This is a genomic window from Bradyrhizobium sp. U87765 SZCCT0048, assembly GCF_018131225.1.
GTDB lineage: Bacteria > Pseudomonadota > Alphaproteobacteria > Rhizobiales > Xanthobacteraceae > Bradyrhizobium_A.
On the sequence record NZ_JAFCMM010000003.1, the window covers coordinates 864,651 to 881,431 of the forward strand.

The following is a 16,781-nucleotide window of genomic DNA, read 5'->3' on the forward strand; positions in this document are numbered from 1 at the left end:
GGACGGCGCTCCGCCTTCAGTTGAACTGCTCTTTCTTGTAGTAGCCGCTGCCGATCAGCACCTGCTCCCAGTTGCTCTTGTCGACCACCACGGGCTTGAGCAGATAGGACGGCACCACCTTGACGCCGTTGTTGTAGGTCTTGGTGTCGTTGACCGTCACCGTCTTGCCGCTCAGCGCCGCGTCGACCATATCAGCGGTGACACGGGCGAGATCGCGGGTGTCCTTGAAGATCGTGGAATACTGCTCGCCGCGCAGCATCGACTTGATCGAGGGCACCTCGGCATCCTGACCGCTAACGATCGGCATCGGCATGTTGCCGCTGCCGTAGCCGACCCCCTTGAGGGACGACAGGATGCCGATGGACAGCCCGTCATAGGGCGACAGCACGGCATCGACCCGCTTGGTGGTGTAGAACGCGCTGAGCAGGTTATCCATGCGGGCCTGCGCCGTGGCACCGTCCCAGCGCAGCGTCGAGACCTTGTCCATGCCCATCTGCTTGCTGGCCACGACGAGCTTGCCGCTGTCGATATCGGGCTGCAGCACCGACATCGCGCCGTTGTAGAAGAAGTAGGCGTTGTTGTCGTCGGGCGAGCCGCCGAACAATTCGATGTTGAACGGCCCCTTGCTCTCCTTCAACTTCAGCCCCTGCTCGATCGACTGGGCCTGCAACACACCGACCTGAAAGTTATCGAACGTGGCGTAGTAATCGACATTGGGCGTGTCGCGGATCAGGCGGTCGTAGGCGATGATGGTGATGCCCTTGTCCTTCGCCTGCTTGAGCACATCCGACAGCGTCGTGCCGTCGATCGACGCAATCACCAGCACCTTGGCACCCTTGGTGACCATGTTCTCGATCTGCGACAGCTGATTTGGAATATCGTCCTCGGCGTATTGCAGGTCGGTGTTGTAGCCGCGCTCCTGCAATACCTTGACGATGTTGTTGCCGTCATCGATCCAGCGCGCCGAGGCCTTTGTCGGCATCGCGATGCCCACGGTGGGCTTGGTCTGTGCCTGGGCCCCGCCGGCGAAAAGCAGCGAGCCCAGAGCGACAATGGAAAGCATCGATTTGAACGACGTCATGTTTCACTCCCACAGCGTTGAACGTTGATCGCCGCGTTGGTCGCGGTCTTGCAGTTCCTGGCGCCGGCGCTCCTGGCGCGGGATGCCGATTCCATCGGTCGCATCCATGGCCGGCCGCGATGATCGGCCACGCCCTGCAGCTGCGCAAGGGGCCGCGGACAACCGCACGAAATGATGATGCGCCGCTCATGACGGCCCCAGCCTGACACGCGGCTCCGGCCGCCCCCGTGCCTGCACATCGAGCACGAACGTCCGGCCGTGATCCGGATCGACCGCCCGCCCCGCGGCATCCATCCCCTCATGGGCCGACGTCACCAGCAGACGGCTGAAATCTCTGCCGACGAAGGCCGGACAGCTCGCCTGCTTCGCCGGCACCCGCACGGTGCGCAGCCGGACGCCGTCAGCCGAATAGGCATCGACGCATCCGCCGCCCCAGCGCGCGTTCCAGATCACGCCGTCGGCATCGACCACCGCGCCGTCGAGGCTTCCCGCACCGCGATGCACGAGCAGCTCGGACGGTGCCGCGACCGGCAGGCCCGTCGCCGGATCGAGCGCGACACGGCAAAGTACGTTGGTGCGGCTGTCCGCAAAGTATCCGGTAGCGCCGTCCGGCGCGAAACAGATCGCATTGGGAATGCTGATGTCAGCGAATAGCCGGATCAGCTCGCCATTGTGCAGCGCATAAATTGCCCCGGCGCCACGCTCGGCGTTGCGCCCCATGGTGCCGATCCAGAACGTGCCGCAGGGATGAACGCGGGCATCGTTCGAGCGGGTCGCCGGATCGTCGGCTTCGAGCGGCAGATAACGGCTCAGCCGGCCGTCACTGACGCTGCGGACATAAAGACCGTCGTCGGCGACCAACAACTGGTGAGCGTCGTCGATCATCGCCAGGGCGCTCGCCATCACCGGCAGGCGATGAAAGACGACCTCGCCCGATGCGACGCGCGCCTCGAACAGCCGGCGCTCGAGAATGTCGAACCACCAGGCCGTGTCGCTGGCAGCATCATAGGTCGGCCCTTCGCCGAGATGACAGCGCGCACCACTGAGGATCATGGTCGGCACGTCCTCGCGGTTGTCGTCAGGACCGGTCACGATGGTGCTCTCCAGTACGCGATTGCGCGCGGCGAAGTTCCCCTACTCGGCAAAAAAGCGATACAGCGTGCGATGGCGATAGGTCTGGCCGGGTTCGAGGCGCGCCGAGGGAAAATCGGGTCGGTTGGGCGCGTCGGGCCAAGCCTGCGGCTCGAGGCAGACGGCGTCAGACTGGCGATACAGCCGTCCGGATTTGCCGGCGACCGAACCATCGAGATAGTTGCCGGAATAGAGCTGCACGCCGGGCTGGTCGGTGTGCAGCTCCATCACCCGGCCCGAGCGAGGCGCCGCGAGCCGCGCGGCCAGCTGCGGGCCCGCGCCGGGCGCGAGACAGAAGGTGTGGTCGTAGCCCCGCCCGCGCTGCAGCTGCTCCTCGGCGGTCCGGATCCGGCTGCCGATTTCGTGCGCCTCGCGGAAATCGAACGGCGTGCCGGCAACACGGCGCGGCGGCCCGGGCAGCGGGATCGCCGTGGCATCGGTGGCCAGGAAGTGATCCGCCGGAATGTGCAGACGATGGCGCAGGATCGTCTCGTCGGCACCAACGCCTTCGAGATTGAAGAAGCTGTGGTTTGTGAGATTGATCACCGTCGGTCGGTCGGTGGTCGCCTCGAAGGCAAGCGACAATTCGCCGGGCCCCGAGATCCGGCAGGTCAGACGAACATCGAGCGCGCCGGGGTAGCCTTCCTCACCATCCGCACTGTGATAGGCGAGCGTCACCGCGGGACTGGCGCCCTCGTCCAGCGCCGTGATCTGCCACAGCCGGCAGTCGAAGCCTGCAAGACCGCCATGCAGCGCATGGGGACCGTTGTTGGCCGCGAGCCGAACGACCGCACCGTCGAGGTCGAACCGCGCGCCGGCAATGCGGTTGGCGAAGCGCCCGACGGTGGCGCCGAAGAACTTGCGCGCCCCGGCATAGCCGTCGAGATCGTCATGCCCCAGCACGACGTCGCCGATGACGCCATGGCGATCCGGGACGAGCAGCGCCTGCAGCGTGGCGCCAAAGGTGATGATCGATGTCTCGAAGCCGCCGTCGCCGCGCAATCTTACCCGCTCGACCGGGGCGCCATCCGCCAGAGTTCCGAACATCTCGCGCGAGGCCTTGGCCATGATCAATCCTCGAACGGCTCGACGACGACGCGCCGGCCGAGCATGAATGCGTCGGCAACATGCGCGAGCGGCGCGAGGTCGACATCGGATTCGCTGCGCGCGATGAGGTCGACGAACCGCCGGTAGATCAGCGGATAGGCCACCTTCTTCTCGTCTATCAGCAGCTGTCCGTCATGACTGAGCCGGGCGCCGCCCGCCGACAGCGTCAAGCGGCCGTGGTCGGTATCCACCTCGATCGCCCAGGTCTGCTCGCCGGTCTGGCGGAAATCGAAATCGGCCTCGATCGCCAGCCCGCCGGCATCCGAGAAAGCAAGGCGCGCCGCGATCGGCGCAGCACGATTGTCCGGAAACGACAGCTCTGCGTCAGTCAGGAAGAACGGTCGCGGCAGGACGCGGGTCAGGATCGAGAGCGCATTGATGCCGGGATCGAACACGCCGAAGCCGCCTGCCTCCCAGATCCACGCCTGGCCCGGATGCCAGACACGGACGTCCTCCTTCCAGATCACCCGCACCGCCCGGATCTCGCGCGATGCCAGCCATGTGCGCGCCGGCTCGACCGCGGGTGCGAAGCGCGCATGCCATGTCGCGAACAGTGTCAGGCCCGCGGCTCCGGCGACCCCGACCAGCGGCCCGATCGCGCTGATGGTCGCGGCCGGCGGCTTTTCCAACAGCACATGTTTGCCGGCGGCGAGCGCGATGGCCGCCTGCGTGCCGCGCATCTGTGGCGGCGTGCACAGCGCGACCGCATCGACCGGCGGCCCGTTCCGCAGCAACTCCTCGAGCGAGGCGAAGGCGGGAACGCCGGCCAGCGTGACGTGGGGATCGGCGACGGCGGCGAGCTTGACGGCCGGCAGGGCAGCGATCGTCGGCAGGTGTTGATCCCGCGCGATCTTGCCAAGACCAATCACGGCGAGGCGAAGCCCAGTCATGTTGTGATGTCCCTGTTGTCCTTGCCACGCACGGGCGGCCCGGCCGGCTCCCCCGTCGGGCCGGTGCGTTCGCCGGTGTGGCGCAGGCCGTCGAGAATGACTCTTTTCATCGCCTCCTCGGCGACATCCGGCTGCTGCTGCGCGATGGCGTCAACGATTTGCTGATGGAACAGGACGGTGTCGTCGCGCTCCCGCTCTTCCGCCGGCGCGCTGAGCAGGAACGAGGCGCGCAGCGCTGCCTCGATGACGCCGCCGATTGAGCGCATGAACGGATTGCCGGAGGCATTGGCGACGGCAAGATGCAGGGCAAGATCGGCGTCGGCAAAGCCGACGGAATCGTAGGCCTCGCGCCGCATCCACGCCATACTGCGCTGCAGCTCCGCGAGATCGGCCTCCGAGCGGCCAATCGCAGCCAGCGCCGCCGCGCGCGGCTCCACCGCGAGCCGGATCTCGGCGAGATCGCGCACGAAACGCATGTCGATGCCGACGTCGAGATGCCAGGCCAGAACATCCGTATCGAACATGTTCCAGGCGGCGCGCTCGCGCACCACCGTGCCGATCCGCACCTTGGTGCTGAGCAGTCCCTTCGCCACCAGCGTCTTGACACTCTCGCGCAGCACCGGGCGCGACACGCCGAAGATCACCGTCAGCTCGGGATCGCCCGGCAGCTTGGCGCCCTCCGCATAGCGGCCGGAGATGATGTCGATGCCGATGGTACGGGCGACCTCGGCATGGTTGGAATGCGCGCGGCGGGTGGGAATGACGACGAGATGGGACGTCATGGCAACGCGACCTCCGTGGTCCGGCGGCGGGACCGCTTGGCGAGACCGACCAGGGCCTGCTGCAGGACGATGAACGCAAACAGCAGGATACCCGTCACGATCTTGGTCCACCAGCTCGACAGCGTGCCGTCGAAGCTGATGTAGGTCTGGATCAGCCCCTGGATCAGCACGCCGACAAAGGTGCCGAACAGGTAGCCATAGCCGCCGGTCAGCAACGTGCCGCCGATCACCACGGCGGCGATCGTGTCAAGTTCGACGCCAACCGCCGACAGCGAATACCCTGCGGATGTGTAGAACGAGAACACGATGCCCGACAGCCCCGCGAGCACGCTCGACAGCAGGTAGATGCCGATGGTTGTCGGCGCGACCCGCACGCCCATCAGCGCGGTGGAGGTGCGGCTGCCGCCGAGCGCATAGACGTTGGCGCCGAAGCGGGTGAAGTGCAGCAACACGATGCCTCCGGCGAACACCCCAAGCATGATCATGGCGATCACCGACAGCCGCCCGCCGCCCGGCAGCACGATAGCGTGGTCAGCGAGGCCAGCGTAGAGCGGCGCGTTGATCGGGATCGACTCCGTCGACATCAGGAAACTTGCGCCCCGCGCCAGAAACATCCCCGCCAGGGTGACGATGAACGGTGGCATGTCGAAATACTGGATCATCGCTCCCATCGCCGCGCCGAACAGCGCGCAGATGATCAGGACCAGGGCAAAGGCGGCGAACGGCGGCATGCCATGCCGCTCGATCGCCAGCGCCAGGAACACCGTGGTGAATCCGATCACCGAGCCGACCGACAGATCGATGCCCCCGGAAATGATGACAAAGGTCATGCCGGTCGCGACGATGCCGAGAAACGCATTGTCCGTCAGAAGATTGGCGACCACCCGTGACGAAGCGAGGTTCGGAAACTGGATTGCACAGCCCGCGAAGCCGACAATGAACACCGTCGTAGTCACCAGCACCGGAAGCAGCCGCCTCATTTGCGCACCTTCGACAGCAGCACGCGCACATCGAGGCGCGGTGACTGCAACAACAGCACCACCAGCACGACCACCGCCTTGACCACGAGGTTGAACTCCGGCGGAAAGCCGGACAGCAGGATGCCGGTGTTCATCGCCTGGATGATCAGCGCACCGAGCACAGCCAGCACCAGGCTGAAGCGTCCGCCCAACAGCGAGGTGCCGCCTACCACCACGGCCAGAATGGCATCGAGTTCGAGCCATAGGCCTGCATTGTTGGCGTCGGCGCCGAGAATGTCGGCCGCCGCGATCAGCCCCGCCAGTGCGGCACACAGGCTGCACCAGACATAGACCGCCATGATCATGGCGCGAGTGCCGACGCCGGCGAGCGCGCTGGCCCGGGCATTGCCGCCGGTCGCCTCGATCATCAGGCCAAGCGCCGTGCCGCGCACCAGCGTGATGGTCAGCAGCAGCATGGCGGCGGCGATCGCGACCGCGGCCGGAATTCCGCCCACCGAACCGCCGCCGAGCCAGGCCAGCGCGGGCGACGTGAAGGTGACAATGCGCCCTTCGGTGATGAGCTGGGCGATGCCGCGGCCGGCCACCATCAGGATCAGTGTCGCGACGATGGGCTGGATGCCGAGCACCGCCACCAGAAAGCCGTTCCACAGCCCGCACAACAGGCCGGCACCGAGCGCAGCGGCGAGCACAAGCGGAAGCGGGTGTGTATCGGCAAGGCTCGCCGCGATCGCGCCGGAGATCGCCATGACAGCACCAACCGACAGATCGATGCCGCGCGTGGCGATCACCAGCACCATGCCCAGCGACAGCAGCGCCACCGGTGCGCCGCGGTTGAAGACGTCGATCAGGCTGCCGAACAGCCGGCCGTCCTGCAGCCGCAGGTCGAAGAACTGCGGCGACACCGTCCAGTTGATCGCCAGGATGGTCAGAAAGGCGAGCACCTGGGGCAGCCCGGCACGCGGCAGACGGATCGCCATCGTCACGCCTCCGGTCCGGGACGCACCCCATCGGCGGCAATCGCCGCGACGATCGCGCTGACGTTGATGGCCTCGCCCTGCAGCGTCTCGACATGGGCGCGGTCGCGCAGCACGATCACCTCGTCAGCATAGGCGACAATCTCCTCCAGTTCCGACGACACCACGAGCAGCGCCAGCCCGTCGGCGCACAGCTGGCGGATGAGCCGGATGATCTCCGCATGGGCGCCGACATCGATGCCGCGGGTCGGCTCGTCGAGGATCAGCAGCCTTGGCTGCGTCGCCAGCCAGCGCGCCAGCAGCGCCTTCTGCTGGTTGCCGCCGGACAGCAGGCCGATCGGACGCTCCGGATCGGCCGGGCGGATGTCCAGCAGCGTGATGAAACGTCGCGCGATATCGTCCTGCTCGCGCCGCGACAACGGGCGAAGCAGGCCGCGGCGCGCCTGCAGCGCCAGCACGATGTTCTCACGCACCGTCAGCTCGGCGACGATGCCCTCCGTCTTGCGCTCCTCGGGGCAATAGCCGAAGCCATGGCGCACCGCGTCGCGCGGCGAGCGCAACCGCGCGGCCTTCCCTTCGACCTCGACCGTGCCGCCATCGGCACGCTCGGCCCCGAACACCAGACGTGCCGTTTCCGTCCGTCCCGAGCCGAGCAGGCCGGCGAGGCCGACCACCTCGCCGCTGCGCAGCGCGAGATCGAACGGCGCGAGATAGCCGGACTTGCCGAACGCGGAAAACGTCGCGTAGGCCGGTCGCACCGGCGCGGCCGACGACCGCGCGCGCGCCGTCGTGGCGTCGCCGAGCTCGCGCCCCAGCATCATGTGAATGAGCTCGATCCGCGGCAGCTCCGCAGTCCTGCGCTCGCCGACCAGGCGGCCGTTGCGCAGCACGGTGATCCGATCGCAGACCGCATAGACCTGTTCAAGGAAGTGAGTCACGAACAGGATGCCGATGCCGCGCGCGGCAAGCTGGCGCATGACCGAGAACAGGATCTCGACCTCGTGCTTGTCGAGGCTGGCGGTCGGCTCGTCGAGGATCAGCACCCGCGCGGACATGTCGACGGCGCGGGCGATGGCAGTGATATGCTGCACGGCAACCGCATAATCGCCGAGCGGCGCGGCGACGTCGATGTGCAGCCCGAAGCCGTCCAGCAGAGCCGACGCACGACGCCGCATCTCGCGCTCGCGCACCAGGCCGAAGCGGGTGGGCTGTCGCCCGAGAAACAGGTTCTGCGCCACCGAGAGATTCGGCAGCAGATTGACCTCCTGGTAGACCGTGGCGATGCCGACCTTGAGCGCCGCCTCGGCCGAGCGCGGCGCGATCTCGACGCCGGCGAGATTCACGGTCCCAGCGTCGCGAGACAGCGCGCCGGTGATCGTCTTGATCAGCGTCGACTTGCCGGCGCCGTTCTCGCCGAGCAAGGCATGGATCTCGCCGGCCCGCAGGCTGAAGTCGACCGCGTCGAGGGCGCGGACCCCGGCAAAACTCTTGCTGAGGCCGCGCACGTCGAGCAGCGGGATGTCGCGGTCGACAACCTCAGGCATGGGTCCGGCGCTCCCGCCGTCCCTGCCTGACCTCAATAGCCCTGGTCCTTCTTGCTGTCGTAAATCTTCTGCGGATTGTCCGCCGCGGTGTAGAGCCTGGACTCCGTCTGGATCCACTTCGGCGGCACGGTGCCCTTGGTCTTGTAGGCGATGATCGCGTCGAACGCCGGCCCGGACATGTTCGGCGTCAATTCGACCGTGGCATTGGCCTCGCCAGCCACCATCGCCTTGAAGATATCAGGCACCGAGTCGATCGACACGGTAAGGATGTCCTTGCCGGGCTTGAGGCCGGCTTCCTTCATCGCCTGGATGGCGCCCACCATCATGTCGTCGTTATGGGCATAGACTGCGCAGATGCTCTTGCCGCCGCCTTCGGCCTTGATGAAGCTCTCCATCACTTCCTTGCCCTTGGCGCGGGTGAAGTCACCGGTCTGGCTGCGCACGACCTTGATGTTGGGATGCTTGGCGACCGCGGTGTCGAACCCCTTCTTGCGGTTGACCGCGACGCTGGCGCCCACGGTGCCCTGCAGTTCGACCACGTTGCAGGCCTTGTCGCCGACGCTCTTGGCGAGCCAGTCGCCGGCGACCTCGCCTTCGTGCACGCTGTCGGAGGTCACGGCCGTAAGATAGAGGTCCTTGCCCGACGGATCGATGTCGCGGTCGAGCAGCACGACTGGAATTTTCGCTTCCTTCGCTTCCTTGAGCACCGCATCCCATCCCGTCGCCACCACCGGCGCGAGGAAGATGGCGTCGACGCCCTGCGCAATGAAGGAGCGGATCGCCTTGATCTGGTTCTCCTGCTTCTGCTGGGCGTCGGCGATCTTGAAGTTGATGTTGCGCTTCTTGGCTTCGGTCTTGGCGACCGATGTCTCGGCCGCGCGCCAGCCGGATTCGGAGCCGATCTGCGAAAATCCGATGGTCAGTTCGGCAGCGTGAGCGTTGGGGACGAACGCCGGGGCGGTCATGACCGCGGCAGCGAGCAGGGACTTCAGGAACGAACGTGGCATCGCGTTTCTCCCGATTTTTTTGGCTGCACCGCTTCTGTGAGCGTGTCAGTGCGCGGCAGACTGGCATGGAAGGCCCGACCTGACGAGTCATATTATTTGACTATTTTTCTTCCCACGTTGTGGGTCGATCGCTGCACGGCCTGGAACTCACATCCCCCGGAGCGGTGCGACGCGACAGCGGCGACGCACAATGCGAAAGCCCGCAGCATATCGCTGGACGATCACCTGCCGGCCACTCGCCGACAATGCCCGGTGACGCTTGCCGGCGAATGACACGGCTTATGAATCGGGACCGAATCCCACCGTGGCACTGGCGCCGAAGCGGCCGAGCAGATCACGCAACGTCACCATCTCCGCACGCGTGAAGCGGCGATCGAGGTCACGATCGAAACTCATCGCCCCCTGCCGCAGCTTGTGAAATGTCGCCCGCCCCTTCGCGGTGAGCGCCACCACCTGCACCCGCCGGTTCTCCGGCAGGCGTTTGCGCGTCAGCAGACCATCGCGCTCCATGCCACCGAGATGATGGGTCAGTGTCGGGCCGCGCACGCCGATCGCCGCGGCAAGGTCGGCCTGGGTGCGATGGGCGCCATCCATCAGCGCCAGCAGGATCAGCCACACCGGCCGCGAGCCGCCTCTGGCTGCCAGTTCGTCCTCGAAGGCGCGGCTGACCGCCTTGGCGGTCTGCACCAGCAGCAGTCCGATCGGCTTGCCTTCCCGCATCATCGCCTCAATTGATAGACATCTAACAGTTAGACATCTATGATTATATCAGCCCGGCGGCATCCCGCCATCACCTCCTGAAAGGCTTTTCCATGACCACAGCCATCATCATCCTGATCGCATTGCACGCCCTGTCCGGCACGTTCTGGGTCGGCTCGACCTTTGCGCTGGCGCGCCAGGGCGGTGCCGGCAGCGAGGCCCTGTTCCGCCCGCAGATGGGCGCCGCCGTCGTTGCCGTGCTGACCGGCGCGGGCCTGTGGCATCTGCTGCATTCCGCCGGCTTCGGCGCCATGGAGAAGGTGCTGGTGACCGGCGCGCTCGCCGCCATCGCGGCCGCCGGCGTGCAGGGCGCGTTGAAGAAAAAGCCGGCGGTGGCGCAGCGCATCGCCGCCGTCCTGCTCGCGATCACCGTGGTGTGCATGGTGACGGCGCGTTACGTCTGACGTCCTTCGCGCTCCGCCGCATGACGATAGAGGCGCGGCCGGCTCTGCCGATCGCGCCTTGTTGCTATCCGATAGTCGGGGGCCGCTTCGCCGTCAGTCGCTGTTGAGACGGCGGCGCTCCTCGGGCGTCAGTATCTGCTGCTGCGCCTCACTGAGGCGGCCGTAGCCGGCGATCTGCACGGCGCTGCCGTCGCGGTAGTCCGGCGCGGCGATCGCGCTTCCCGGGCTGCGATCATCGGCCGACGGGTGGCGCGTAGACAGGCGCTGAGGGACGATAGGGATAGACCGATACGCCGAAATTTCGGCCATACTGCTGCTGGACGCCGGGAATGTTGACCACACCGATCTTGGGATCGGCCGACTTGGCATCGAGCGGCGGAATGTTTGCCGTCGGATTGACCTTGTCGACTTCTTTCTTGAGCTTGTCGTTGAGACAGCCGAAAGAGCGATCGTTACCGATGGTCACATCGACGCAGCGCTCGTGCGACCGGCCAGGGCCGGAGCGGCGGCTGGCATCGGCTTCCTGGGACGGCCCACCGATCGTGAAGGGCGTGGGCGCTGGAGGCGCCGGCGGCTCCAGCACCGACGCGGGCGGGCCGGGCGGCGGTGCGCCGACGACAATCCCCGGCAGCGGCGTGCGCTCCTGCGCCATCGCTGCAGTTGCAGCCAGCAGCGAAAACATCGCGACGATCGACGCCCTCATCTGTCACTCCCCCGCGATAGGCGCGCTCATGGCCCGCGCCGGACGGCCTGTCCACCATGCACCTGGATCACGATCGCATTCAGACGGGTGTTGAGAGCCGCGAGATCCACGCGCCCGATCTGCGCACCGGCGAGGCACTTGCGCCCGCAGGCGCCGCCGCCAGCGCCACCGAAGCGCCCGCGCACGGGATCGCCGAACGTGGCGACGGGCACCGTCCCCGCGACGGCGAAGCCGCGCGCCATCAGCTTGCCGCGCACCGCCACGCAATAGGCGACCGACAGATGCGAGAAACGCGTCTCGCCGTGACCGGCGCGATACTTCATCGTCGCCGTGCAGAGATCGCCGCCGGCAAGCTGCCAGGCTCGCGACAGATACTTCACGCCATAGTGGATATTGGTTTCCGGCACCGCGAGATCAGCGAGCGTTCCGGAGAAGCCGAGCATGCGCGCGGTCGACGGCAGCAGCTGCATCAGCCCGATCTCGCCGACGCCGCCGATCACAGCCGGGTTGTAGCCGCTCTCCACGGCCATGACGGCCTCAGCGATCTCCGGAGCGAGGCCCGTACGCGCGGTTTCCTTCTCGATCAGCGTGCGGTAGTAGGCGCGCGCATCGGCCGGGCGCTGGGCCGGCACATCGGGCTTGGCCATGACGTTCTTGGGCGGCTCGGCTGCTGGCTCGGCGGGAGCCTGAGCCTGCTGCTGTTCCGGCAGCTCGACCGCGGCGAAGCGCGGCGCAAACGGCGGCTGCGGCGTCTCGGCATGCAACGGCGCCGCCGCCAGGACGCTCCCCAGCGCGGCCACCATTCGCAACCTGCCGGCCCACGGCCGCATGCTAGTGCTCCTGCGATTCCCTGGGCTGAAGCGACAGCCGCAAATGCAGTGGCTGCAGCATGTCTGCCGGCGGCGCCCCGACATTGTCGCGCGCCAGCAGCGCACGCAGCGGCGCTGCGACATCGGGCTCTAGACCATCGAAGTCGACACGCTCGACACGGCCACTCGGCAGGATCCAGGTCCGCACCACCACACTGGAAGGCCGACCGCTCTCGACCACGGCCTGTCCCGCAATGCCGTCCCGCACCTGCCGTGCCACCGTGTCATCGGCGGCGAGCTGCTGCTGGAACTGACTTTGCAATTGCCTGGCGAACGCCTGCCAGGCAGCTGGCGCCGCTGTCGCTGACTGGAAATCGGCGCGCTGGGCGACGGCCGGCGCAGCCGTACTGCCAAGCCCGACCGTGATCAGCCCGGTGGCCGCACCGAGCCAGCGCACGACGCGTCGTGCAAGGCTGTCACCGTTACCAGCGGAATCGACACTCATCGAACACTCGAAAATTTGGGAGCGGCGCAGGGACGATCCCTGCGCCACCGGATCATGTCACTGGATGGTCGCTGCGTTGGCTTCCGCCGAGGCATCGCGCACCGGCGCATCGGTCGTCGCGGTAGGGTTCTGGACGGTCTGGGACTGGGCAGCGCCAAGTTTCTGCAGTTCATCACGCAGATAGGCGATCAGCTCCTGCACGAGGCGATCCCAGATCTCGACCTGGCCGCGCAGGTAGTTCGGCGCGACGCCACCGGCGACCGAAACGTCGAGGCAGAACACAAGGAAGGGCTGGCTGAGCTGCAGACGGCCGAAGCGACGGGTCACGTTCCAGCGGTTGACGATGTCGAGCGGCAGTTCGCCCTGCACCTGAAGCGCGGCGACGAACGCGACGTCGGCAAAGCCCTGGTCCTCGCCGACGAAGCGGTTGCCCGGACGCACATCGAAGGCAAGGCCCGCCGTCGCCGACCGCAGGTACGGCACGTTGGCGACCGGATCGGTCAACTGCTCGACGCGATAGCCGGAAGCCTGCAGGGTCTCGCGCAGGGCGTCGAGGGTCAGCGTGGTGACGATATCGGACATGGAAACTCCAAGAGGTTTACGCGTGGATCTAACGCGATGCGGAAAGCTTACTTACGCGATGTTTCGAGCAGATTCGACAGCGCCAGCTCATTGAGCACCGGCGGATGCTGCTTCAGCAGCTCCGCGAGATAGGCCCGGCGCATCATGTTGGCGCGCTCGGAGCGGATCTGCTGCACCAGCTGGTCGCGCACTTCGGGCAGCGTCCGGGTGTACGACGCCTTGGTGTCGACGAGCTTGAGGATGTGCCAGCCATCGTCGAGCCGGATCGGCTCGGACACCGCGTTCTTGGCAAGGCCCATCACCTGCGAGCGGATTTCGGGCCGGATCTGCGTTTCCACGAGCCAGCCGAGGTCGCCGGTATCGGTCTCGGTACGGGCGATCGCCATGAAGTCGGCGCCCGGCGCCTTGAGCTTGCGCAGCGCTTCGTCGAGCTCCTGCTTGGCCTTGTCTTCGGTCGCCTTGTCGGCATCCTTCGGCGCCGCGATGAAGATCTGCGCCAGCTGGAACTGGCGCGGCACCAGCAGGGCGGCGCGGTTGGCGTCATAGACCTTCTGCAGCTCGTCCTCGCTCGGAAAGTTCGCGGGCGGCGTCGACACCGACTGCAGATAGAGTTCGACCAGCGCACTCTCGCGCACCCGCTCGAGCTGCGCATTCACGCTCGGCTGCTGCTCCCACTTCTTGGCCTGCAGTTCCTGCAGCACCAGGCGGTTGGCGAGCAGCAGGCGCACTGCCTGACTCAGCAACGCCGGATCCTTGGAGAGAGCCGCCTGCTCGCGCGGGCCGAGCGTCGCAATATAGCTGCGCAGGTCGTCGGACGAGATATTGGTGTTGCCGACCTTGGCAACGACATCGTCGCCGGTCGCGCTCTTGCCGGAGGCGAGGCCCTGGGTCACCGGGGCCTGCGGCGCGGCGGCAACCGGCTGCGCAGCCGGCTTCGGCCGCGCGGGGACGGGAGCCGGAGCCGGGGCGGCGCGCTGCGCCGGAGCCGGCGCCATCGTCTGAGCCAGCGCCATCACGGGCATGCCCGCCAGCGCGACGACGGTCGCGACGGTGGCGGTCTGCGCAATCCTGAACATCGAGGGCCTGTGACTCATTGGGTTACCTTCTGGTCGAGAAACTTGTCGTAGGTGTCCTGCAGCTGGTTCTGCAGCTCGACGCGGCGCAGCTCGAGCACGGGCTCGCGCGCGACGATGGTGTCACCGATGGTGACTTCCTTGTACCGCTGCACCAGTTCCTTGCCGGCCTTGACCAGCAGGGTGTTCTTGGCGACGCAGCTCTTGGTGCTGGCCTTGTAGGTCGCCGCCTCGCTCTCGAACTTGGCGCGCTCGGCATCCTTGGTCCGCGCGACGGTCGCAGCTTCCTCGTAAGCGGTTTTCCACTTCTCGAGGGTCTGATCTCGTTCCTCGAGGCGGTGGTTGAACTCGTCCACCGCCTCGCGATGTTCCTTCTCGACCTTCTTGACCTGCGCCTTGGCGGCGTCGATCTCGGCCTTCATCGCCGCCTTCTCGCGGTCGGCGTCAGCGATCTTGGCCTGGAGGGCCGTGCGCTGGTCTTCCAGCGCACGGGTCTGCATGGTGGCGCTGCGCAACGCCTCGCGCAGACGATCGGTCTCGTTCTCGGCGAACGCCGCGCTGGACATCAGCGTAGCGGTCACCAGCATGGCTAGCGGGAGGGCGCGGCGCATGATCAGAACCTGGCGTTGAGGTCGACCTGCAGAACGTCGACGTTGTACGGGAAGCCGGCGATGTTGTTGGCGCTCATCCAGCGCAGCGACGCCCAGACGTTCTCGCTGAGGCCGAGGTTGCCGCCCAGGAAGTAGCCTTTGAGATTGGTGCCGCCGAGACCGAAGTCCGAGTCAGCGAACGCGTCGATGACGGCGTCAGACTCCAGATACTTGTAACCGACATGCACGTTCCAGTCGCCGAGATGCTTGATCTCCTTATTGCCGACGGTTAGGCGCCCCATCCAGCCGGTGTTGCCGCCGTTGTAAGGACCGACCACGCCGCTATTGGTGCCGACGCGGTTATTGATGGCGTTCAAGTTCATATAGTTGCGATCAAACGCCGTATTCACCACGTACTCTCCGTCGATCACGATGTGATAGGGGTGGAAGTGGCCGAGGTCGAGCTGAGCGCTCGCCACCAGCGGACGGAACTGGCTGGCCAGACCGAAGTACTGGTACTGCAAAGACTGTCCGAAATTATTATCGAACGTCTGATAGATGCTCCGCAGAACCGTATAACTGTTGCCCTTTTGCGCGAACGACGGGCGCGTCAAATCGGTATCGCAGGTATCAGACGCGCTTTTGACATCGCATGGGCTCGAAACCCGTCCCTGCACATTGGTAAAGTCATAGTACGCCACGCCGAGGCGGAAGGAATATTCAGGGCTGATCTTCGCAGCCACGCCGACCTGTGCGCCGAACAGCCACTTGTCGTGGCTGGCGAACTTCGTAGTTCCCCCGCCTGACGGAGTAATACCCGCGTTAAAGTCGGTATTGTAGGTGGGAAATGCACCGGCGACCGCAAACGGCGTGATGCCCTCCCAGACTTCACGCTTGGCCTGAACGGCGAAGCCGTCGAAACCGAGCTCGCGATACCACACGAGATCCGTCGGCGACCAGAACGGGTTGTCAAAGCGACCGGCGGACAGCGTCAGATCGTCGCCGAAGGTCTGGTATTTCAGGTAGCCACGATCAAGCCACAGTGAATACTTCGAGAAGTTGCCACCGCTGTTGCCCATCGTCTGGTTGGTGGACACCGGGGAGTTGCTCTCACCCGTGGCGATGCGCAGGCCAGCCGTAAATCCGTTGTAGAGATCGGCTTCCATGCCGAGGCGTGCACGCAGGCGGAACTGGTTGCGGTCCTGGGTAGTGTTGTAGGTCGACGGCAGCGTCTTGTTCGAGTTGGTATAGTCGTACGGCGAGCCGGTGTTGATGCTGTTGAAGTTCCAGGCATCGACCTGGTCGTTACCGCTCGGAAAATAGCTGCCCTGATACCGAACACGCGCATCGCCATAGAAGCGGATGCGCTGCGCCCACTCGGGATAAGCGCCGGGAGACGCCCAGTTTTCCTTCTGTGCCTTGGCCATCACCTCCTTCTTAATCTCGTCACGTAACTGCCGTTTGACGACTTCCGGCACATAGGTGACGTGGCGGGTGCCCGGAGGCTGGGCGGCGGCCGCCGCGGCGCTCGCGGCCTTGGCGGCATCGTCGGCCTTGGCGGTGGCGTCCTTGGCCGCCTGGCGCGACACATAAGCTTCATCTTCGGCCTGCTTGATCAGCAGCTGGGCCTGCTCTTCCTTGATCACGCCCTGGCTGACCAGCATGTTGACGAGGTTGATCGTCGCATTGGGGGAGGTCGGCTTGGCCTGGGAAACGGCCGGACGCTTCTCCTTCTTGGCAGGCGCCGTGTCCGCGGTCTGGCTCATGGCCGGCGTCGCACAGGCGAGCGCGCACAGCGACACCGCGAGCGGGATCGCCTGCCAACCTGCGTCTGCTTTGCTCTTAAACATCAGTCCCCCA

Annotated in this window: 18 protein-coding genes; 1 reads left to right on the forward strand and 17 read right to left on the reverse strand. The window is 66.1% G+C overall.

Annotated elements, in window-relative coordinates:
• Window positions 1-16: 16 nt before the first annotated feature.
• The 10 genes from chvE to JQ639_RS22555 all read right to left on the reverse strand — a co-directional run bounded on the left by chvE (window position 17) and on the right by JQ639_RS22555 (window position 10,216).
• Window positions 17-1,063, reverse strand: a complete 1,047-nt coding sequence (chvE, locus tag JQ639_RS22510) for a multiple monosaccharide ABC transporter substrate-binding protein (protein WP_371745166.1) — start codon at window positions 1,061-1,063, stop codon at window positions 17-19.
• Between the two features lie 204 nt (window positions 1,064-1,267).
• Complete coding sequence (locus JQ639_RS22515) at window positions 1,268-2,134, reverse strand: SMP-30/gluconolactonase/LRE family protein (protein ID WP_211968550.1); 867 nt, start codon at window positions 2,132-2,134, stop codon at window positions 1,268-1,270.
• A gap of 81 nt (window positions 2,135-2,215) precedes the next feature.
• Window positions 2,216-3,280 carry an aldose epimerase family protein gene (locus JQ639_RS22520; protein ID WP_211968481.1) on the reverse strand — a complete coding sequence of 355 codons (1,065 nt, stop codon included), beginning with the start codon at window positions 3,278-3,280 and terminating at the stop codon, window positions 2,216-2,218.
• Between the two features lie 2 nt (window positions 3,281-3,282).
• Entirely contained in the window at window positions 3,283-4,209 is a 927-nt protein-coding gene (locus JQ639_RS22525) for a Gfo/Idh/MocA family protein (RefSeq protein WP_211968482.1), read from the reverse strand.
• A complete protein-coding gene (locus JQ639_RS22530) occupies window positions 4,206-4,991 on the reverse strand; it encodes a FadR/GntR family transcriptional regulator (RefSeq protein ID WP_211968483.1) in 786 nt (261 codons plus the stop codon). The genes JQ639_RS22525 and JQ639_RS22530 overlap by 4 nt, the downstream gene beginning before the upstream one ends.
• Entirely contained in the window at window positions 4,988-5,971 is a 984-nt protein-coding gene (yjfF, locus tag JQ639_RS22535) for a galactofuranose ABC transporter, permease protein YjfF (protein WP_211968484.1), read from the reverse strand. The genes JQ639_RS22530 and yjfF overlap by 4 nt, the downstream gene beginning before the upstream one ends.
• Entirely contained in the window at window positions 5,968-6,948 is a 981-nt protein-coding gene (locus JQ639_RS22540; protein WP_211968485.1) for an ABC transporter permease, read from the reverse strand. The genes yjfF and JQ639_RS22540 overlap by 4 nt, the downstream gene beginning before the upstream one ends.
• A gap of 2 nt (window positions 6,949-6,950) precedes the next feature.
• Window positions 6,951-8,489, reverse strand: coding sequence for a sugar ABC transporter ATP-binding protein (locus JQ639_RS22545; RefSeq protein ID WP_211968486.1), 1,539 nt, complete (start codon window positions 8,487-8,489; stop codon window positions 6,951-6,953).
• A 32-nt stretch (window positions 8,490-8,521) separates the two neighbouring features.
• Window positions 8,522-9,496 carry a galactofuranose ABC transporter, galactofuranose-binding protein YtfQ gene (gene ytfQ / locus JQ639_RS22550; protein ID WP_305828616.1) on the reverse strand — a complete coding sequence of 325 codons (975 nt, stop codon included), beginning with the start codon at window positions 9,494-9,496 and terminating at the stop codon, window positions 8,522-8,524.
• A gap of 279 nt (window positions 9,497-9,775) precedes the next feature.
• Complete coding sequence (locus JQ639_RS22555) at window positions 9,776-10,216, reverse strand: MarR family winged helix-turn-helix transcriptional regulator (protein ID WP_211968487.1); 441 nt, start codon at window positions 10,214-10,216, stop codon at window positions 9,776-9,778.
• Between the two features lie 92 nt (window positions 10,217-10,308).
• Between JQ639_RS22555 and JQ639_RS22560 the strand changes: the two genes are divergently transcribed.
• Complete coding sequence (locus tag JQ639_RS22560) at window positions 10,309-10,659, forward strand: hypothetical protein (protein ID WP_211968488.1); 351 nt, start codon at window positions 10,309-10,311, stop codon at window positions 10,657-10,659.
• Window positions 10,660-10,891: 232 nt separating this feature from the next.
• Here JQ639_RS22560 and JQ639_RS35365 read toward each other — a convergent pair whose 3' ends face one another.
• From JQ639_RS35365 to JQ639_RS22595, 7 genes are read right to left on the reverse strand one after another with little or no spacing between them, the layout of a single operon-like run.
• Complete coding sequence (locus tag JQ639_RS35365) at window positions 10,892-11,362, reverse strand: hypothetical protein (RefSeq protein ID WP_249123377.1); 471 nt, start codon at window positions 11,360-11,362, stop codon at window positions 10,892-10,894.
• Between the two features lie 26 nt (window positions 11,363-11,388).
• Complete coding sequence (locus JQ639_RS22570) at window positions 11,389-12,192, reverse strand: lytic transglycosylase domain-containing protein (RefSeq protein ID WP_371745161.1); 804 nt, start codon at window positions 12,190-12,192, stop codon at window positions 11,389-11,391.
• A 1-nt stretch (window position 12,193) separates the two neighbouring features.
• The gene (locus JQ639_RS22575) at window positions 12,194-12,676 is read right to left on the reverse strand and encodes a hypothetical protein (RefSeq protein WP_211968489.1); all 483 of its coding nucleotides are present in this window, start codon (window positions 12,674-12,676) and stop codon (window positions 12,194-12,196) included.
• Window positions 12,677-12,733: 57 nt separating this feature from the next.
• Window positions 12,734-13,258, reverse strand: a complete 525-nt coding sequence (locus JQ639_RS22580; protein WP_211968490.1) for a YbjN domain-containing protein — start codon at window positions 13,256-13,258, stop codon at window positions 12,734-12,736.
• Between the two features lie 47 nt (window positions 13,259-13,305).
• Window positions 13,306-14,352: a peptidylprolyl isomerase gene (locus tag JQ639_RS22585; RefSeq protein WP_249123378.1), complete on the reverse strand. Its 1,047-nt coding sequence runs from the start codon at window positions 14,350-14,352 to the stop codon at window positions 13,306-13,308.
• Complete coding sequence (locus JQ639_RS22590; protein ID WP_249123379.1) at window positions 14,349-14,942, reverse strand: coiled-coil domain-containing protein; 594 nt, start codon at window positions 14,940-14,942, stop codon at window positions 14,349-14,351. Before JQ639_RS22590 ends, JQ639_RS22585 begins: the two co-directional genes overlap by 4 nt.
• Before the next feature lie 2 nt (window positions 14,943-14,944).
• Window positions 14,945-16,771, reverse strand: coding sequence for a putative porin (locus JQ639_RS22595; RefSeq protein WP_211968491.1), 1,827 nt, complete (start codon window positions 16,769-16,771; stop codon window positions 14,945-14,947).
• Window positions 16,772-16,781: the final 10 nt, after the last annotated feature.